This is a genomic window from Mycobacterium helveticum, from assembly GCF_007714205.1.
GTDB lineage: Bacteria > Actinomycetota > Actinomycetes > Mycobacteriales > Mycobacteriaceae > Mycobacterium > Mycobacterium helveticum.
Genome location: NZ_VMQU01000058.1, coordinates 17,331 through 32,559, shown reverse-complemented (window position 1 = coordinate 32,559; position 15,229 = coordinate 17,331). Strand labels below are relative to the sequence as shown.

General features: G+C 69.3%; 14 protein-coding genes and 1 pseudogene. 1 reads left to right on the top strand and 14 read right to left on the bottom strand.

Going from position 1 to position 15,229, the window contains the following annotated elements:
- Positions 1 to 71: 71 nt before the first annotated feature.
- The 7 genes from FPZ47_RS14810 to fadD5 form a co-directional block, all read right to left on the bottom strand.
- The gene (locus tag FPZ47_RS14810) at positions 72 to 1,646 is read right to left on the bottom strand and encodes a virulence factor Mce family protein (RefSeq protein WP_144951770.1); all 1,575 of its coding nucleotides are present in this window, start codon (positions 1,644 to 1,646) and stop codon (positions 72 to 74) included.
- Positions 1,643 to 3,208 (bottom strand): virulence factor Mce family protein, encoded by a 1,566-nt coding sequence (locus FPZ47_RS14805; RefSeq protein WP_144951772.1) that lies wholly within the window; start codon positions 3,206 to 3,208, stop codon positions 1,643 to 1,645. Before FPZ47_RS14805 ends, FPZ47_RS14810 begins: the two co-directional genes overlap by 4 nt.
- Positions 3,205 to 4,245: a virulence factor Mce family protein gene (locus tag FPZ47_RS14800; RefSeq protein ID WP_144951774.1), complete on the bottom strand. Its 1,041-nt coding sequence runs from the start codon at positions 4,243 to 4,245 to the stop codon at positions 3,205 to 3,207. Before FPZ47_RS14800 ends, FPZ47_RS14805 begins: the two co-directional genes overlap by 4 nt.
- A complete protein-coding gene (locus FPZ47_RS14795; RefSeq protein WP_144951776.1) occupies positions 4,242 to 5,543 on the bottom strand; it encodes an MCE family protein in 1,302 nt (433 codons plus the stop codon). The genes FPZ47_RS14800 and FPZ47_RS14795 overlap by 4 nt, the downstream gene beginning before the upstream one ends.
- A 5-nt stretch (positions 5,544 to 5,548) precedes the next feature.
- On the bottom strand, positions 5,549 to 6,418 hold the full coding sequence (locus FPZ47_RS14790) for an MlaE family ABC transporter permease (RefSeq protein ID WP_144951778.1): 870 nt from the start codon (positions 6,416 to 6,418) through the stop codon (positions 5,549 to 5,551).
- Position 6,419: 1 nt separating this feature from the next.
- Positions 6,420 to 7,136: an MlaE family ABC transporter permease gene (locus tag FPZ47_RS14785; protein WP_425461790.1), complete on the bottom strand. Its 717-nt coding sequence runs from the start codon at positions 7,134 to 7,136 to the stop codon at positions 6,420 to 6,422.
- 299 nt (positions 7,137 to 7,435) lie between these two features.
- Positions 7,436 to 9,130 (bottom strand): fatty-acid--CoA ligase FadD5, encoded by a 1,695-nt coding sequence (gene fadD5 / locus FPZ47_RS14780; protein ID WP_144951780.1) that lies wholly within the window; start codon positions 9,128 to 9,130, stop codon positions 7,436 to 7,438.
- 128 nt (positions 9,131 to 9,258) lie between these two features.
- Here fadD5 and FPZ47_RS14775 point away from each other — a divergent pair, with 128 nt between their 5' ends.
- Positions 9,259 to 9,951 carry a GntR family transcriptional regulator gene (locus FPZ47_RS14775; RefSeq protein ID WP_210419914.1) on the top strand — a complete coding sequence of 231 codons (693 nt, stop codon included), beginning with the start codon at positions 9,259 to 9,261 and terminating at the stop codon, positions 9,949 to 9,951.
- Positions 9,952 to 9,975: 24 nt separating this feature from the next.
- On the opposite strand, the gene FPZ47_RS14770 is transcribed toward FPZ47_RS14775, so the two are convergent.
- From FPZ47_RS14770 to FPZ47_RS14740, 7 genes and pseudogenes are all read right to left on the bottom strand, one after another.
- A complete protein-coding gene (locus tag FPZ47_RS14770) occupies positions 9,976 to 10,413 on the bottom strand; it encodes an SRPBCC family protein (RefSeq protein WP_144951783.1) in 438 nt (145 codons plus the stop codon).
- Between the two features lie 13 nt (positions 10,414 to 10,426).
- Complete coding sequence (locus FPZ47_RS14765; protein WP_144951785.1) at positions 10,427 to 10,891, bottom strand: acyl-CoA thioesterase; 465 nt, start codon at positions 10,889 to 10,891, stop codon at positions 10,427 to 10,429.
- Between the two features lie 148 nt (positions 10,892 to 11,039).
- On the bottom strand, positions 11,040 to 11,990 hold the full coding sequence (locus tag FPZ47_RS14760; protein WP_144951787.1) for an alpha/beta hydrolase: 951 nt from the start codon (positions 11,988 to 11,990) through the stop codon (positions 11,040 to 11,042).
- Between the two features lie 5 nt (positions 11,991 to 11,995).
- Positions 11,996 to 12,448 (bottom strand): annotated as a pseudogene (locus FPZ47_RS14755) (NAD(P)/FAD-dependent oxidoreductase); the annotation flags it as partial.
- Positions 12,436 to 13,041 carry a hypothetical protein gene (locus tag FPZ47_RS14750; RefSeq protein ID WP_144951790.1) on the bottom strand — a complete coding sequence of 202 codons (606 nt, stop codon included), beginning with the start codon at positions 13,039 to 13,041 and terminating at the stop codon, positions 12,436 to 12,438. The pseudogene FPZ47_RS14755 and the gene FPZ47_RS14750, both read right to left, overlap by 13 nt.
- A gap of 117 nt (positions 13,042 to 13,158) precedes the next feature.
- On the bottom strand, positions 13,159 to 14,328 hold the full coding sequence (locus FPZ47_RS14745; RefSeq protein WP_144951792.1) for a CaiB/BaiF CoA transferase family protein: 1,170 nt from the start codon (positions 14,326 to 14,328) through the stop codon (positions 13,159 to 13,161).
- An 81-nt stretch (positions 14,329 to 14,409) separates the two neighbouring features.
- Positions 14,410 to 15,045, bottom strand: a complete 636-nt coding sequence (locus FPZ47_RS14740; RefSeq protein ID WP_144951794.1) for a DUF732 domain-containing protein — start codon at positions 15,043 to 15,045, stop codon at positions 14,410 to 14,412.
- Positions 15,046 to 15,229: the final 184 nt, after the last annotated feature.

Here is a 15,229-nt window from a genome sequence, read left to right as displayed (position 1 = left end):
CGCGCTCATCGTTCCCCTCATTGCCCGACGATTCGGTGCACTCTTCGCGCGTAGCGCGCTCATCGTTCCCCTCATTGGCCCAGCCCCGCGGCGACGGGCGCCGGCGTCGGCGCGACGGGACCCGGGACCACGCCCGGGCCCGGCGGCGGGGGCGGTATGGGCACCTGCGGCGCGTTGAGCCCTATCGGGGGCAGGATCGGGTTCTCGTCGTAGGCGTTCGGCGGCCCCGGCGGGGTCTGCAGGTTGGACTGGACCGGCGCGATGTCGGGGCCACCCATGAGTTCGGCCAGCGAGTCCGGGGTCAACAGCCCGGCCGTGACCGGCCCCACCTGTTGCCCTTGCATCCCGGGGGCCACGATCCAGCCCGGCTGGGTGTTGCGGTGCGACGTCGGCGTATCGGGCACCCAGATGCCCGGGACGGTGGTGTCCTTGTACCCGTCGGGCGGCTGCAGCCGCGGCTCGGAGTAGGCGACCTCCTTGGGCAGCACCTCGGCGGTGCTGAACAGGTTCAACCCGAACGGCGGGTAGTTGAACTTGATCGCGTCCAGGATCGGCGCGAGGTACTGCGCGCACAGCTCGGCCGAGTCCTGGTAGCCCAGCCGGCTGCCGGCCTGGATCGCGCTGCAGATGAACTGCATCGGGTTGGCGAAGTTGGCGATCGCGGTGACGGCGACGACCGATCCGTGCGACGGGTGATAGACCTGGTTGACGTTCGACAATGCGGTCGGACCGACGTGCAGGAAGGTCTCCAGCCCGTTGAGGGAATCCGGTTGCAGCAGCGTGTTCGTCACGGTCGCCAGGTTGTCGAAGTCCTTGGCGAACACCTGCCGGTTCTGCTTCAGGTACGGGCGCACCGCGGCCAGCAGGCCGTCGAACTGCTGCACCGCGTTGGCCAGAGCGCCGTCGGAGCTGGCGAGCCGGGTGGTGAAGTCGGCCAGGTTCTGGTTCAGCGCGACGAACTGCTGGTCGTCGGCGTGCAGCGCGTTGACGAACAGCGCCAGGCTGCGCACCACCGCGAAGAAGTCGCCGCGGCCCTCGTTGAGCGCGTTCAACGCCTGCGAGAGGCTGTTGAGCGTGGTGTTGAGCTGCTTGCCCTTGCCGGCCAGCCCGTCGGCGTAGGCCGTGATGACCTCGCCGAACGGCCCGGTCGGTTGCTCCTTGGTGGGGCCCAGCTTGGCCACGATGTTGGTGACGCTGTCGCGCAGCTGATCCCATTCCACCGGCACCTGGGTGCGGTTCTCGGGGATCACCGCGTTGTCGGCCAGCACCGGGCCACCCTTGTAGGCCGGCTCCAGCTGGATCGCCCGCGAGGCCACCAGGGTCGGGTTGAGGATCACCGCGGAGGCGTTGGCCGGAACCTTGTACTTGTTCTCGTAGTGGAAGGTCACCTTCATCTTGTCGCCGGCCGGCTCGATCTTGTCGATCGACCCCACCTGCAGGCCCATGATCTGGACCTTGTCGCCGGGATAGAGGGCGTTGGCGTCGGGAAAATAGGCCACCACGGTGTTGTTGGTCAGCTTCTGGTACAGCCGGAAGCCGACGTAGCCCGCCACCAGGGCCAGCATCACCACCAGCGACCCGATGATGACCGACGCCCGCGACAGCGTGGGCAGTCTCAGATTGCGGATGTCAAAGATGGTGCTCAATTCTGGCTACCTCCCCCCGCCGCACCGCTGCCGCCGGTGCCGCCGGGGTTGATGAACGGCGCCGGTAGTTGCTCGCCGGGCCCGGGCGGGGCCGGCGGTCCGGGCGGCAGGCCCGGGGCGAACGTCGACGGCGGCGGTACCGGGCCCGCCGGCGCGAGCTGCTCGGTGCGCGCGCCCGGCGGTGCCTGCATCGGCAGCGGCACCGGGGTGCCCGGCACGTCCGGCGGCGGGTCACCGGGGCGTCCGGCGATCGGGATGCCCGGCGTGGGCGGCAGGCCGTCGGGGTTCGGCGCCGAGGTCTGCACGTCGATCGGTGCCGGGAAGCCCGGGCCACCGAACGGGCCGGTGAGCGCGCCCGCGCAGGGCAGCGGGTTGTCGGGCCGGGGCAGCCCGTCGGCGGCCGGCGTGTAGGAGCACGGCGAACCGGGCGGAACGGCCGGTCCCGGATGGTCCGGGGTGCCCTCGAGCACCGGGGGAGCCGGTGGTGGAGCGCCGTTGGCGAAGCGGGTGCCGTTGGGGTCGGGGAACCGGTAGGCCGGCAGCCCGGCGCTGCGCCAGAAGTTCTCCGGGTCGATGCCGCGCTTCTTGAACGCCGCGTCGACCCAGGGCTGAATGATCTGGTACAGGGCCAGATTGTGCAGGACCACCTTGAAGAACGGTCCCGACGCGATGGCCTCGTTCAGCGAGGGCAGGAAGTGGCCGACCTCGGTGAGCCCCGTGGCGATGTCGTCTTTGCGCTGCACCAAAATGTCGCTGAGCTGGTGAAGCTGTTCGAGCACGTGGTTGAGGTTGGGGTTGTCATTGATCAGCCCCTTGACCTGCTCGGAGAAGGCCGCGATGTTGCCCAGCAGCGCGTTGATGGCCTGGCCGCGTTCGTTGAAGGCCGCCAGCAGTGTCTTGGTGTTGACCAACAGCCGGTCGACCTGCTCGCTGCGGTCACCCAGGACGCCGGCCACCTGGTTTGCCTGGGCCAGCAGGTGCTTGATCTGGTCGTCGCGCTTGCCGATGGTGTCGGAGAACTTGGCGACGCCGTCCAGCGCGGCGCTCAGGTGCGGGTAGGTCTGGTCGATGGTCTGCGACAGCACGTGCAGCGACTGCTTGACCGTGTCGATGTCCCAGCCGGAGGCGGCCTTGGTGACGTCGAAGAACGCGTCGTAGATCTGGTACGGGGTGGTGCTCTGGCCGATCGGCAGGGTGGACCCGGGACGCAGCCGTTGCGCACCCCGCGTCTCGATTTCCATGATCTTTTTGCCGAGGATCGTGTCGGTCTTGACGGCTAGCCGGCTCTCGGTGCCGATGGTGTTGGTCCCGATCGAGAATTTCATCAGCACGTGGTCGCCGTCGATCTCGAGGCCCTCCACCTTGCCGACGTCCATGCCCGCGATGCGGACCTTGTCGCCGGTGCTGATGCCACCGGAATCGGTGAACTGCCCGTAGTAGCTGGGCCTGGCGAACAACATCGGGACGCTGGTGAAGCTCTGGCCCACGCCGAGGACGAGCAGCATGACCAGGATGCCCATGAGGCCGATCCGGGGCCGGTTGGCGGGTTCGAGGCTTCTCATTGCGGGGTGCACCTCCCCGTCGGCTGTTGGAAGAGCCGGACCGTGCGGACCGGCCCACCGGGCTGCAACCCGTTGAGCTTGAGCGTGATGTCGCAGGCGTAGTAGTTCACGAAGTCCCCGTAGGAGCCGATGGCACGTCCGATCATGTTCAGGGCCGTCGGCACCTTGTGCAGGTAGTCGTTCAGTTGCACGCGCTGGTCGATGAGGGGCTGCTGGATCGCGTCCAGGTTGTTGAGGGTCTTGTGCAGCAGGGCACGGTCCTCGGCCAGCAGGTCGGCCACGGTTCCGGCGGCGTTGCTGATGTGCGCGGTCCCGCCGGCCAGCTGCTGGCGGTGGTCGTTGAGCCCGGTGATCAGCACTTCGAGGTTGTTGATCGTCTGGTCGAATTGCTGGCGGTGCCGGACCGTCGTGTCCAGGACGATGTTGAGGTTCTTGACGACCTCGCCGATCGCCTGGTCGCGCTCGCCGAGCTGCGACGTCAGTTGCGCGGTGTGGTCGAGGATGTCGTTGATGGTGCCGCCCTGACCCTGGAACACCGTGATGAGCGTGGTGGCGATCGTGTTGACCTTCTCCGGGTCCAACGCCCGGAACAGGGGTTTGAATCCGCCGATCAGCGCGTCGAGGTCCAGTGCCGGCGACGTGCGCGACAGCGGGATGAACCCGCCGGGCGGCAGGACCTTCTCGGCGCCCTCGCCCTCGCCGCGTTTGAGTTCGAGGTAACGGTCACCGATCAGGTTCAGGTAGCGGATCTGCGCGGTCGTGGACTGATACAGCGGGATCGAGCGGTCGACGGCGAAGTCGACCCGCGCCCGCTTGCCGCCGTCGACCAGGTGCACCGAGCTGACCTTGCCGACCTCCACCCCGGAGGCCCGGACGAACTGGCCGGCCCGCAACCCGCTGACGTTGCTGAATTCGGCCGAATACCCGTATGTCCGGTCGAAGCGCATCTGGCCGAACACCACGATGATCATCACGGTGAACAGCAGCAGCACCAACGAGAAGATGCCGAGTCGGACGAGGGTACCGGTGATTTTCATGGGTTGATCGTGTTATCCCCTACCTGGCGTCCCCAGACGTACTCGATCGCATACGGCGAACCGGTGTCGAGGTGGTTGTACGGTGCGATGCTGTTGCCGGTGTCCATGACCAGCTCGGGCGCCGGCCACAGGTCGCGGGTGATCTGCTGCCAGCAGCCCGGGGCGCCGCCCGGCCCCCCGTGAGCGTTCACCCGCGGCAGGTTCTCCGGGTACATGTAGGGATTGGGCGCGCCGCCGACCACACCCACCAGGGCGCCTTGACCTAACGTCAGCAAGGCCGAGGTGACCAGCGACAGCGGGTTGAGCACCAGCCCCAGCCCGGACAGCGCCTCGGTGTGGGTGTTTTGCGAGTAGCCGTTACCGCCGAGGAATGCGGCGGCCTTGGGCTCCATGTCGTGGTAGTTGCGCAACGTGCAGTAGATCTCGGGGCTGTAGGTGTCCAGCAGCTGCGCGGTGGGCACCAGGTCTTTGGCCCCACGCGCCAGATACGGACCGCCCTTGTCGAACAGCTCCGCACCGGTGTTACCAAAGCCCGCCGCCGACAGCAACGCCTGATCCAGGTCCTTCTGCTGGGCGTTGAGGGTGCGCGACGTGATGACCGCGTTGTTGAGGAAGTCGAACAGATCCGGCGAGGCGTTGGCATAGGTGTCGCCCAGATCCGCCAACTTCCGCACATCGTCGCGGATCTGGGGCATCTGCGGGTTCACGTCGTCGAGCACCGCGTTGGCGTTGACGATCGACTGCCCGAACTTCTCCCCCAGCCCCGACAGCGCCTGGGCGGCCGCACTCAGCGTCAGGTTCAGCTTGACCGGGTCCACCCGCTGCGCGATCGAGGTGATCGTCTGGAACAACGTGTTGATCTCGGTCGTCACACCACGCGCATCGATCACCGTCGACGGCGTGATCCGCTGCGGCGTCGGGTTTTTCGGCGTCGTCAGCGACACGTACTTACCGCCGAACACCGTGGTCGCCTCGATGTTGGCGGTCACGTTGGCCGGGATCAGATGCAGATACCGCGGATAGACGTCCAAGGTGAACTTCGCCGCCGGCCTGCCGTCGCGCTGCGTCTCGGCGATGTTGGCCACCAAGCCGATCTGTACCCCGTTGTAGGTGACCTTCGACCCCGGATCCATCACCAGCCCCGCCCGCGACGCCAGCATCGTCAGCTTCGTCTTGGGCGTGAAATCACCCCGGAACTGCCCGTACACCAACGCAAACACCACCGCGGCCACGACCAGCACCGCCACGCCGGCGAGCTTGTAGGGCGGGTTGTGCTGCTTGTTGATCTGGGCGGGCATGGCGGCTACACCGTGAGCGCGAAGTTCGGGTTGACGCCGTAGAGCGCCAGCGCGGCCGACAACACGACAACCTGCACCGAGACCAGCGAGAAGCGCATCGACCGGCCGACGGCCTCGCCGACGCCGACCGGTCCGCCGCCGGCCTCATACCCGTAGAAGCAGTGGGTGATCATCACCACCGCGGTGATGATGATGGCCTCCAGGAACGACCAGAACACGTCGTCGGGGCGCAGGAAGGTGCGGAAGTAGTGCTCGTAGGTGCCGTGCGACTGCCCGTAGAACACCGTGGTGGTGATCTGGGGGGACAGGAACGACATGATCATCGCCAGCGAGTACAGCGGGATGATCACGACCAGCCCGGCCATGATCCGGGTGCTGGCCAAAAACGAGATCGACTTGATGCCCATCACTTCCAGGGCGTCGATCTCCTCGCTGATGCGCATCGCACCCAACTCGGCGGTGGCGCCCGCGCCGACGGTGGCCGCCATCGCGATGCCGGTCACCACCGGGGCCGCGATGCGCACGTTGATCAGCGCGGCGAAAAACCCGGTGAACGCCTCCACACCGATGTTGCCCAGCGACGCGAACCCCTGGATCGCGACCAGCGAGCTGCCCGACAGCGTCACGAAACCGACGATCGCGACGGTGCCGCCGACGACGGCCATCGCACCCGTGCCCATGCCGATCTGGGCGATCAGCCGCAGCGTCTCCTTGCGGTAGTTGCGCAGCGCATGCGGGATGTGCCCGATGGCCACCGCCCCGAACCACCCCATCTGGCCGATGTCGTCGACCGCGCGCCCCGCCGCCCCGCCGTAGCGGTTGAGGTTCTCCACCGTCCGCGGGAAGCGCGCGCGCAGCACAGCAGATGTCGACATGTCAGTGCCCCGTCCCGAACCGCACACCGATCGTGGTCAGCACCACGTTGACCGCATACAGGGCTACCACACACAGCACCACCGTTTCGTTCACCGCGGTGCCCAGGCCCTTGGAGCCGCCGCGCACCGTGAGCCCCCGGTAACAACCGACCAGCCCGGCGATCAGTCCGAATATCGCCGCCTTGAGCGTCGCGATGATCACCTCGGGCAGGCCGGTGATGGTGGTCAGCGTGGCCAGGTACGCGCCGCCGGAGACGTTCTGCAGGTAGACCCCGAACAGGTACCCACCGACCAGGCCGACGGTGATCACCAGCCCGTTGAGCAGCGTGGCGACCAGGGTCGCGGCGATCACCCGGGGCACCACCAGCCGGTGGATGGGGTCGATGCCCAGCACCTCCATCGCGTCGATCTCCTCGCGGATGGTGCGGGCCCCCAGGTCGGCGCAGATCGCCGTCGAACCCGCGCCGGCGACCACCAGCACCGTGGTCAGCGGGCCCAGCTGGGTGACCGCCCCGATCGCCGCGCCGGCCCCCGACAGGTCCGCCGCGCCGAACTGGGCCAGCAGGACGTTGAGGGTGAAGATCAGCAGCACGGTCAGCGGGATCGACACCATGATCGTGGGCAAGAACGCCACCCGCATGATGAACCAGCACTGCAGGACGAACTCGCGCCACTGGAACGGCCAGCGGAACAACGCCTTCCCGGTCAGCACGCACATCCGGAAGAACCCGCCGATCACCGTCAGCGGCGTCTGGAGCTGATCGCGCAGGTAGCCGATCAGGTAGGGGCCCCGCCGACTCGTCGAGGTTGCCGTCACCGCGGGGTCCTCACGCCGGCGTCGCCTGGCCGAACGGACCCCCGTGGATCGTGTCGCACGCCCCCTCCTTGCCGCCCGACGTGTGTGACCATAGCCCGACTACTCGCGAGTAGTAACGAAGACCACAGGAATGTACCCGATGGCCATGCACGTGTGAACCGCATCCGCACAATTAACCCTTCGTCAGCAGCGGGCAAACGTTACAGTTTTCGTTCGTCTTCCTCTTGGTTGGTGGAATCTGTTGCCGTGGCGCGTGTTTGAGAAATTTCCAGCGTCCCGTAGCGAACCCGCAGTTCGGTTTTGAGCACCTTGCCGGCGGGATTGCGCGGCAGCGCGTCGACGATCTCGAGCACCTTGGGATGCTTGTAGCGCGCCAGCCGCTCGGTCAGGAACTCGTCCAGCTCGTCGAGCCGCAGCTGCTCACCGGTGACGGCCGCGACCGCGATCGGCACCTCGCCCCACTTCTCGTGGGCGCGGCCGATGACGGCGACCTCGACGATGCGCTCGTGGCTCGCCAGGACGTTCTCCACCTCGGCGCAGTAGATGTTCTCGCCGCCGGAGATGATCATGTCCTTCTTGCGGTCGACGACCCAGACATAGCCGTCGGCGTCCATCCGGACGAGGTCCCCGGAATGGAACCAGCCGCCCGCGAACGCCTCGGCCGTCGCCTCCGGGTTGTTCCAGTAGCCGCTCATCAGCGTGGGCGCCCGGTAGACGATCTCGCCGACCTCGCCGACGGGCACGTCGTTCATGTTCTCGTCGACGACGCGGGCGGCGACCGTCGGGATCACCTTGCCGACCGAGCCGCGCTTGCGGATCGCGTCCTCGCCCAGCAGCATGCACGTCACCGGCGACATCTCGGTCTGACCGAACGCGGCCAGGATCTGGGCCCCCGGGAAGGTCGCCGACATCTCCCGCAGCAGCGCGTCCGGCGCCGGCGCGGCGCCCCACGAGATCACCCGCAACCTCAGATCGCGGGGCCGCGCCCGTTGCTCGGCGCACACGGCCTGCCACTGCGCCGGAACCAGGAAGATGCCGGTGACCCGCTCGGCCTCCAGCACGTCGAGCAACTGCCCGGGCTCGAACGCGCCGAGCGGGTAGATCACCGTCGGCACACCCAGCAGCATCCCGGTCAGCATGTTGCCGATTCCGGCGATGTGGAAGAACGGGACGCCGATGAAGCCGACGTCGTCGTTGATGCTGGCGCCCATGGTGTAGAGGCCGGTCATCGTCTGGCCGGTCAGGTTGGCGTGCGTCAGCACGGCGCCTTTGGGGCGGCCGGTGGTGCCGGAGGTGTACATGATCAGCGCGGGCGACTCGTTGGGGACGTCCACCGGTTGGTGGGCGGCACCGGTCTCGCCGACGAGGTCTTCGTAGCCCAGCACCCCGTCGTCGGGGGCACCCTCGGCCGGGCCGCCCGCGATGACGACCGTCTCGAGCCGAGGTTGGATGTCGCGGACCCCGGCGGCCACCGGGGCCAGCACGGACTCGGTGATGACCACCCGTGCCTCGCAGTCCTCGACCAGGAGGGCGATCTCGGACGGGGTGAGGCGGAAATTGAGCGGGACGGCGATGGCCCCGAGCATGTTGGCCGCCAGCACCGCCTCGACGAACTCGGTCCGGTTGAGCATCAGGATCATGACCCGGTCGCCGAAACCGACTCCCCGCCGGCTCAGCGCGTCGGCCAGCGCCGAGACCCGGCGGTGCAGTTCCTCCCACGTCACCGTCCTGCCGAGAAATCTCAGCGCGGTCGCGGTCGGCTGCATCAGCGCGTGCCGCTCGAGTTGGTTGACCCAATTCTGTCTGCGGGCCCGGTAAGGCTGTTCGTGCGCCAGATCCCGGGCCTGTGCGCCCCGAGTCGGTTGTGTCCGGTGGCCGGCCAATTGCGCGGTCAACTCAACGCCTTCCCCTCACTCGCGCACCGCTTGCGCCAGTTTGATATTTGATTAAACATGGTGTTGTGTAGGTCACACTATTGTCTCGACGGTTCCGTGACAAGCCCCCGAAAGCCCTGGCAAACCCCGTGAACGCACCGATATCGACCCGGCCGAGGAGACGGCGGCCGCTGCGCCGGGCGCAGTTGTCCGACGAGGTGGCGGGCCACCTGCGGGCGGCGATCATGTCGGGGACGTTGCGCCCGGGAACGTTCATCCGCCTCGACGAGACCGCGGCCGAGCTCGGGGTCAGCGTCACGCCGGTGCGGGAGGCCCTGCTCAAGCTGCGCGGCGAGGGCATGGTGCAGCTGGAGCCGCACCGCGGCCATGTCGTGCTGCCGCTGACCCGCCAGGACATCCAGGACATCTTCTGGCTGCAGAAGACGATCGCCAGGGAGTTGGCGGCCGCGGCCACGGCGCACATCACCGACGCCCAGATCGACGAGCTCGAGCGCACCAACGACGCCCTGGCGGCGGCCGTGGGGTCCGCGGGCGCCGAGGCCATCGCGGACATCGAGTTCGCGTTTCACCGCGTCTTCAACCACGCCGGCGGCCGGATCAAGCTGGCCTGGTTCCTGTTGAATGCCGCGCGCTACATGCCGGCGCTGGTGTACGCCGGCGACCCGGAGTGGGGCGCGGCCGCGGTGGCCAGCCACCGCCGGCTGATCGCCGCGCTGCGCCGCCGCGACGCCGCCGCCGTCACCGAACACACCGTCTGGCAGTTCACCGACGCCGCGCAGCGGCTCACCGAGATGCTGGAGCGCGCCGGAATCTTCGACTGACCCGCATCTCGCCGTGGCTGCTCGCTAGGCGGACAGCTGTTCGGCTCGCTGCTTGAGGTTGTCGGCGAGGTGTTCGAGGACTTGGTTGAGGAGCTGCTTGACCATGGGCGCGGGGATCGGCATCGCGGTCTCGACGTCCATGTCCACCGTCAGCAGGCTCGCCGCCCCGGTCTCCACCACGCTGAACAGCTGCTCCTGCTTGGAGAAGAGGTCACCCTGCTGCAGCACCGTCTGGATCTGGTTGTCCCCCGGGTAGTAGACGGCCTGGATGAAGGTGCTCTCCATGCCCTGCACCACGGTGTCGAGCCGCAGCTGGCTGGGACGCCCGTCGTCGTAGCGGGCGAGCACCCACAGGCCGCGGATTCCCTCGTTCCACTCCGGGTACCGTTCGAAGTCCCCGACGATGGCCATGATCGCGGCGGCGTCGGCGCCGACTTCGACGGTCTTGCTCAGAACTGGCATGGGCGAAGCATATCTATTGGCCCACACGGGCCGTCGACAGCAGCGCGCGGATCGGGTCGGGAATCGGCACCGGCCTGCGGGTGTCCCGGTCGACGTAGACGTGCACCCAGTGGCCCAGCGCGGTGATCGGCCGCGCATCACCTCGGCCGCTGCCCGGCCGGAACACGCCCAGCCGGTAGGTGACGCTGCTGTTGCCGAGCCGTGTCACCGCCACGCCGACCGCCAGGCTGTCGGGGAAGGCCAGCTCGGACAGGTAGCGGCAGCCCGACTCGGCGACGATGCCCAGCGCGGGCGTGGTGATCGGGTCGAGGCCGGTGCCGGTGTTGATCCAGGCGTTGATCGCGGTGTCGAAAAGCTGGTAGTAGACCGCGTTGTTGAGGTGGCCGAACATGTCGTTGTCGGCCCACCGGGTGCCCACCGGCCACAACACCGGGAAGTCGTCGCTGGTGAGCCCCTCCGGTGCGGGCGGAATTGCCATGGCTGTATTCCAGCACGGCCCCGTGCTGCCCCCGCGCGCGACGTCGATGCGGCTGATGTCGGACGCGCGGCGGCCGATCCATTCCGCCCGGGGGTGCCCGCCCTCGGGCGGACTCCGTTGAGCAGAAGAGGATTTCGAGGTAGCGATGTCAGGCGGGCGGCCCCGGGGCGCCGTGCAGCGCGGTGGACAACGAGTGCCCCTGCAGGGCGAACAGCAGCTCGGACACCTCCCAGTCGGGCAGCAGCGAGTCGAAGCCGTGGCAGGTGCGCGGAAACACGTGCAACTCGGCCGAGACTCCGGCGCGCAGCAGCGCCAGCGCGTAGTCGACGGCCTCGTCGCGGAACGGGTCGATCTCGGCGCACGTGATCAACGCCGGTGCCAGACCGCCGAATCGGCCGCGGCGGGCGGGCACGGCGGCCGCCCATCCGGCGGCCGGCCCCAGGTAGTGGCGCCACATCAGCTGGGCCGCCTCGCCGTCGAAGGCCGGGCTGGTGGCGAACTCGGCTTTGGAGGCGGTCGGCCGGTCGTCCAGCACGGGCTGGTGCAGCAGCTGAAACGCGACCGTCGGCAGCGACCCGTCGGCGGCGCCGTGCGCCAGGCAGGCGGCCAGGGCGGCCCCGGCACTGCTGCCCGCGACCGCCAGCCGCGCCGGGTCGACGCCGAGTTCGAACGCTTCGCGGGCCACCCAGCGCAGCACCGCGCTCGCGTCGTCCAGCGCGGCCGGACAGGGGTGCTCGGGGGCCAGCCGGTAGTCCACCGAGACCACCGTGCAGCTGCCGCGGCGGGCGAGCTCCAGGCACTGGCGGTGGTCGGTGTCCAGGTTGCCCAGCGCGAACCCGCCGGCGTGGCAGTAGACGACCGCGGGCGCCGGCGCCGGGCCGCCGCGGTAGATCCGCACCGGCACCGGCCCGGTTTCCGCCGGCACATCGTCGTCGATGACCTCGACGTCCCGCGCATCCGTCAGTTCGGCGGCCAGCCGGCGCCGCTGGTTGAACGGCTCGCGGATGAGTTCGATTGCGGCGACCGAGAAATCGGTGCGCGTGGTGGCGACGGCCCGGAGGGCGGGGTCGAGCCGTTCGGCGCCGTCCAGCTCGGTCATCGCGTCCGCCCGTTGGGGGCGCGGAAATAGTTGCTGCAGCGCGTGGTCCGGGCGGTGCCGACCATCCAGCGCTCCACCTTCGCGGCGAACGCCGCCGGCGCCGACGGCCGCACCGCGACATAGGTCCTGTCCCTGCGCCGCATGTGCCGCATGTGCCGCATGTGCCGCATGTGCCGCATAGCTTTCACGGCGTGGCGGGCCCGGGGTTCGCGCGTGCAGATCACGCTGGTGGAGCCGACGTTCGTGTTCGGTCCGCACGGCATGTAGACGGAGTTCGGGAAGCCGGGCGCGGCCATGCCCAGGCAGGCCCGCGGCCCGTCGGGCGCGGCGTGGCCGGTGGCGCACACCACCACGCCGACCTCGCGTTCGGCGCCGTGCTCGGTGACCAGGGAGCGCGGGCGCAGGCAGCGCGCCGGGCTGGCCGGCACCTCGACGTCGGACCGGGTCAGCGACGGAACTCCTGCGTCTTGTCGCTGCCGTGCTCGAGCCGGACCAGCTGCGGCTCGGCCGGGGACCACGCATCGCAGCGCAGCGGCTCAACGGGAGCGACTGCGTCACCAACGATTCCGGCGGCGGCCAGGGCATGACCCTTGAACGTGCGGGCCGCCGCGCTGAGCACATGCTGGGCCCGGCTCATCGCCCGGTCCACGTTCAGTGGCCATCCGTCACCCCACAGCGCGACCTCGGTCAGCCGGCCGTCCAGGGACGCGAGCACCCGGCGCCGGACGCGGGGGTCGGCCCGGAACGCCGCGGCGCTGACGGCCAGGCTCTGATCGGCGATCTGTGTCTCGTACCACCCGGACCGGCAATCCGACACCCGGACGCCGAGGATCCGCAGTGCGCGGGTGTCGCAGCTGTGCGGCAGCCGCACGGTCACCTCCCAGCCGGCCATCACGCGGTCGTAGAGCCAGCCCCCGGCCGATTCCACGACGTCGGCGGCACTGGCCGCGACGACGTCGAGCCGGTAGCGCAGCGGGGCGGCGTCGGTGGGGGTGGCCCGCGCGGCGGCGGCCCGGCCGCTCGCGCGGATGCCGAACGTGGGAGTGACCATCAATCCATTCCTCACCGCCGCACGCCTCGAGGGGCTGGCGTGTCGGCGCCTGCGTTGGGATGCGACTCACGACAGCGTGACACTTCGCCACAAATTTGTAAAGGTCCGACGGGCGGGTCACGCCCCGCGGCGCGCCTCGAGTTCGGCGAGGATCTCGTCGGTGTGCTGCCCCAGTTCCGGTGCGCCGGAACGCGGTGCCCACGGTGTGCCGTGGAAGTCCGCCGGCGTGGCCACCATCGCCACGCCGGCGTCGCCGTCGGGCACGTCGACGATGCCGCCGGCGGCGTGGAACTGCTCGTCGGCGACCACGTCCTCGAGCGTGTTGACCGGGGACCAGAAGAAATCCGGTTCGGCGGCGAAGGCTTGCGCCCAATCGTCGAGCGGGCGGGTCGCGAAGATCTGGTCGAGCGCGGCGATGAGCGCCACCGCGTTCTGGGCGCGGGCCCGGGCGTCGCCGAACCGCGGATCGGTCAGCCACTCCGGACGGCCCACGGCGCGGCACAGCGCGGGCCAGTGCCGGTCGGCCTCGAGTCCGACGATCCAGAACCGGCGCCCGTCTCCGGCGGTGTAGTTGTTCATGCACGGGTTGCCCATCGATTCGCGCTGCCCGATGGCGATCTGCTGGCCGGTCAGCAGGTAGGTGTTCAGGTCGAAGCTCACGGTGTAGGCACCCTGCCGGTACAGGGACGTGCTCACCAGCTGACCGGTCCCGGTGCGCTCGCGGGCGATCAGGGCCGCGCAGATGGCCGCGGTCAGGGTCATGCCGGCCGAGTGGTCGCCCATGCCGCCGCGCTGGAACGGGGGCGTGTCACCGGGCCGGGTGAGCAGGTGCGCCAGCCCGGCGCGGGACCAGAACGCGGCGACGTCGTAGGCGGCGCGGTCGGCGTCGGGCCCGGTCTCGCCGTAGCCGGTGATCAGGCCGTAGACGAGCCGGGCGTTGCGGGCCGACACCGACTCGTAGTCCAGGCCCAGCCTCTGCAGCGCACCGGGGCGCACGTTCGTCACGAAAACGTCGGCGCCGGCGAGCAACTCGAAGGCGGTGTCGCGGCCCGCCGCGGTGGTCAGGTCGAGCACGATGCTGCGCTTGGAGCGGTTGTCCATCTCGAACGGCGGGTTGACCCCGAGGTCGCAGCCCAGCATCCGGCCGAACATGCGGCCCGGGTCGCCGGCCGGCGGCTCGATCTTGACGACGTCGGCGCCCCAGTCGGCCAGGATGGCCCCGGCGGCCGGGCCGGCCACCCAGACCCCGAGCTCGACGACTTTGATGCCCTCCACCGGTCCGGCCATGGGTAAGTTCCTACTCCGCGGTGCTGATGCCCGCCGGTGGCGGGTCCCCGGGCCACGCCTGCCGGGCGCCCGTCGCGGGCCTCAGGCGACCGGCACCTGCTGTGGGCCCGCCGCCACCGGGATGACGCCCGGCAGCTGCGGCGGGTTCGGCGCCGCGGGGGCGAGCCCCGGCAGCTGCAACGGGCTCGGCGCTGCAGGGCTGAGCCCCGGCAGCTGCAGCGGGCTGCCGGGCGCCCCGCCGGCCCCCGGCAGCTGGAACGGGAGCGACATGCCCGAGTTACCGCCCAAACCCGGTAACCCCGAAGGCATTTGGCCGTTGGCCAATGACGTCATGACGCCCGGGCATTCCATCTGTATCGCCATGCTGGCGACGGACCCGACCATGTCCGGGGGAAGGCCCGGCTTGCCCGACAACTGCGACGCGATCGTGGCCAGTTGCGCGCCGGGCTGCACCAGCATCGGACACAGCGACTGCCCGATCCCGGCGATGGTGTCGCTGAACGAGCCGTTGCCGCCCGTGCCGGCGCCGCTGAGCACGCCGGTGATGGGGTCGGCGGACGGGTCGGCGTGGGCCGGGGCCAGCGACATCGCTCCGGCGGCGACGACGCCCACCGTCACCGCGAGTGGCCGCAGCGCCGCGGACGCCGCCGGGCGGGCCGCGGAGGCACGACGGACCATCTGCTCGATCCAGGGGGGATACATCATCAGTGGGGTCATTCTTCGCTCCTCAGCGCTTCTCAGCGGCCCGGGAAAGTGCGTCAGCACCAATCCATTTCACTTCGGTAACAGTGATGTCCTAACGTCACGTTCACAACACGATCGGGTCAAGGTTTGTGATCTGGCCGTTTCCTTACCGTTGTCACAACGGCGCCCGTGCGACGCTTCGCGGTTTGCTACCGAG

Excerpts from the sequence above, each read along its gene's own strand:
- FPZ47_RS14760 (WP_144951787.1), bottom strand. The coding sequence starts at position 11,990 with ATGACCGAGCTGGACGGCGCCGAACGGCTCGACCCCGCCCTCCGGGCC.
- FPZ47_RS14795 (WP_144951776.1), bottom strand. The coding sequence starts at position 5,543 with ATGCCCGCCCAGATCAACAAGCAGCACAACCCGCCCTACAAGCTCGCC.
- FPZ47_RS14740 (WP_144951794.1), bottom strand. The coding sequence starts at position 15,045 with ATGACCCCACTGATGATGTATCCCCCCTGGATCGAGCAGATGGTCCGT.
- FPZ47_RS14785 (WP_425461790.1), bottom strand. The coding sequence starts at position 7,136 with ATGTGCGTGCTGACCGGGAAGGCGTTGTTCCGCTGGCCGTTCCAGTGG.
- FPZ47_RS14765 (WP_144951785.1), bottom strand. The coding sequence starts at position 10,891 with ATGGCAATTCCGCCCGCACCGGAGGGGCTCACCAGCGACGACTTCCCG.
- FPZ47_RS14750 (WP_144951790.1), bottom strand. The coding sequence starts at position 13,041 with ATGGTCACTCCCACGTTCGGCATCCGCGCGAGCGGCCGGGCCGCCGCC.
- FPZ47_RS14770 (WP_144951783.1), bottom strand. The coding sequence starts at position 10,413 with ATGCCAGTTCTGAGCAAGACCGTCGAAGTCGGCGCCGACGCCGCCGCG.
- FPZ47_RS14790 (WP_144951778.1), bottom strand. The coding sequence starts at position 6,418 with ATGTCGACATCTGCTGTGCTGCGCGCGCGCTTCCCGCGGACGGTGGAG.
- FPZ47_RS14800 (WP_144951774.1), bottom strand. The coding sequence starts at position 4,245 with ATGAAAATCACCGGTACCCTCGTCCGACTCGGCATCTTCTCGTTGGTG.
- FPZ47_RS14805 (WP_144951772.1), bottom strand. The coding sequence starts at position 3,208 with ATGAGAAGCCTCGAACCCGCCAACCGGCCCCGGATCGGCCTCATGGGC.
- FPZ47_RS14745 (WP_144951792.1), bottom strand. The coding sequence starts at position 14,328 with ATGGCCGGACCGGTGGAGGGCATCAAAGTCGTCGAGCTCGGGGTCTGG.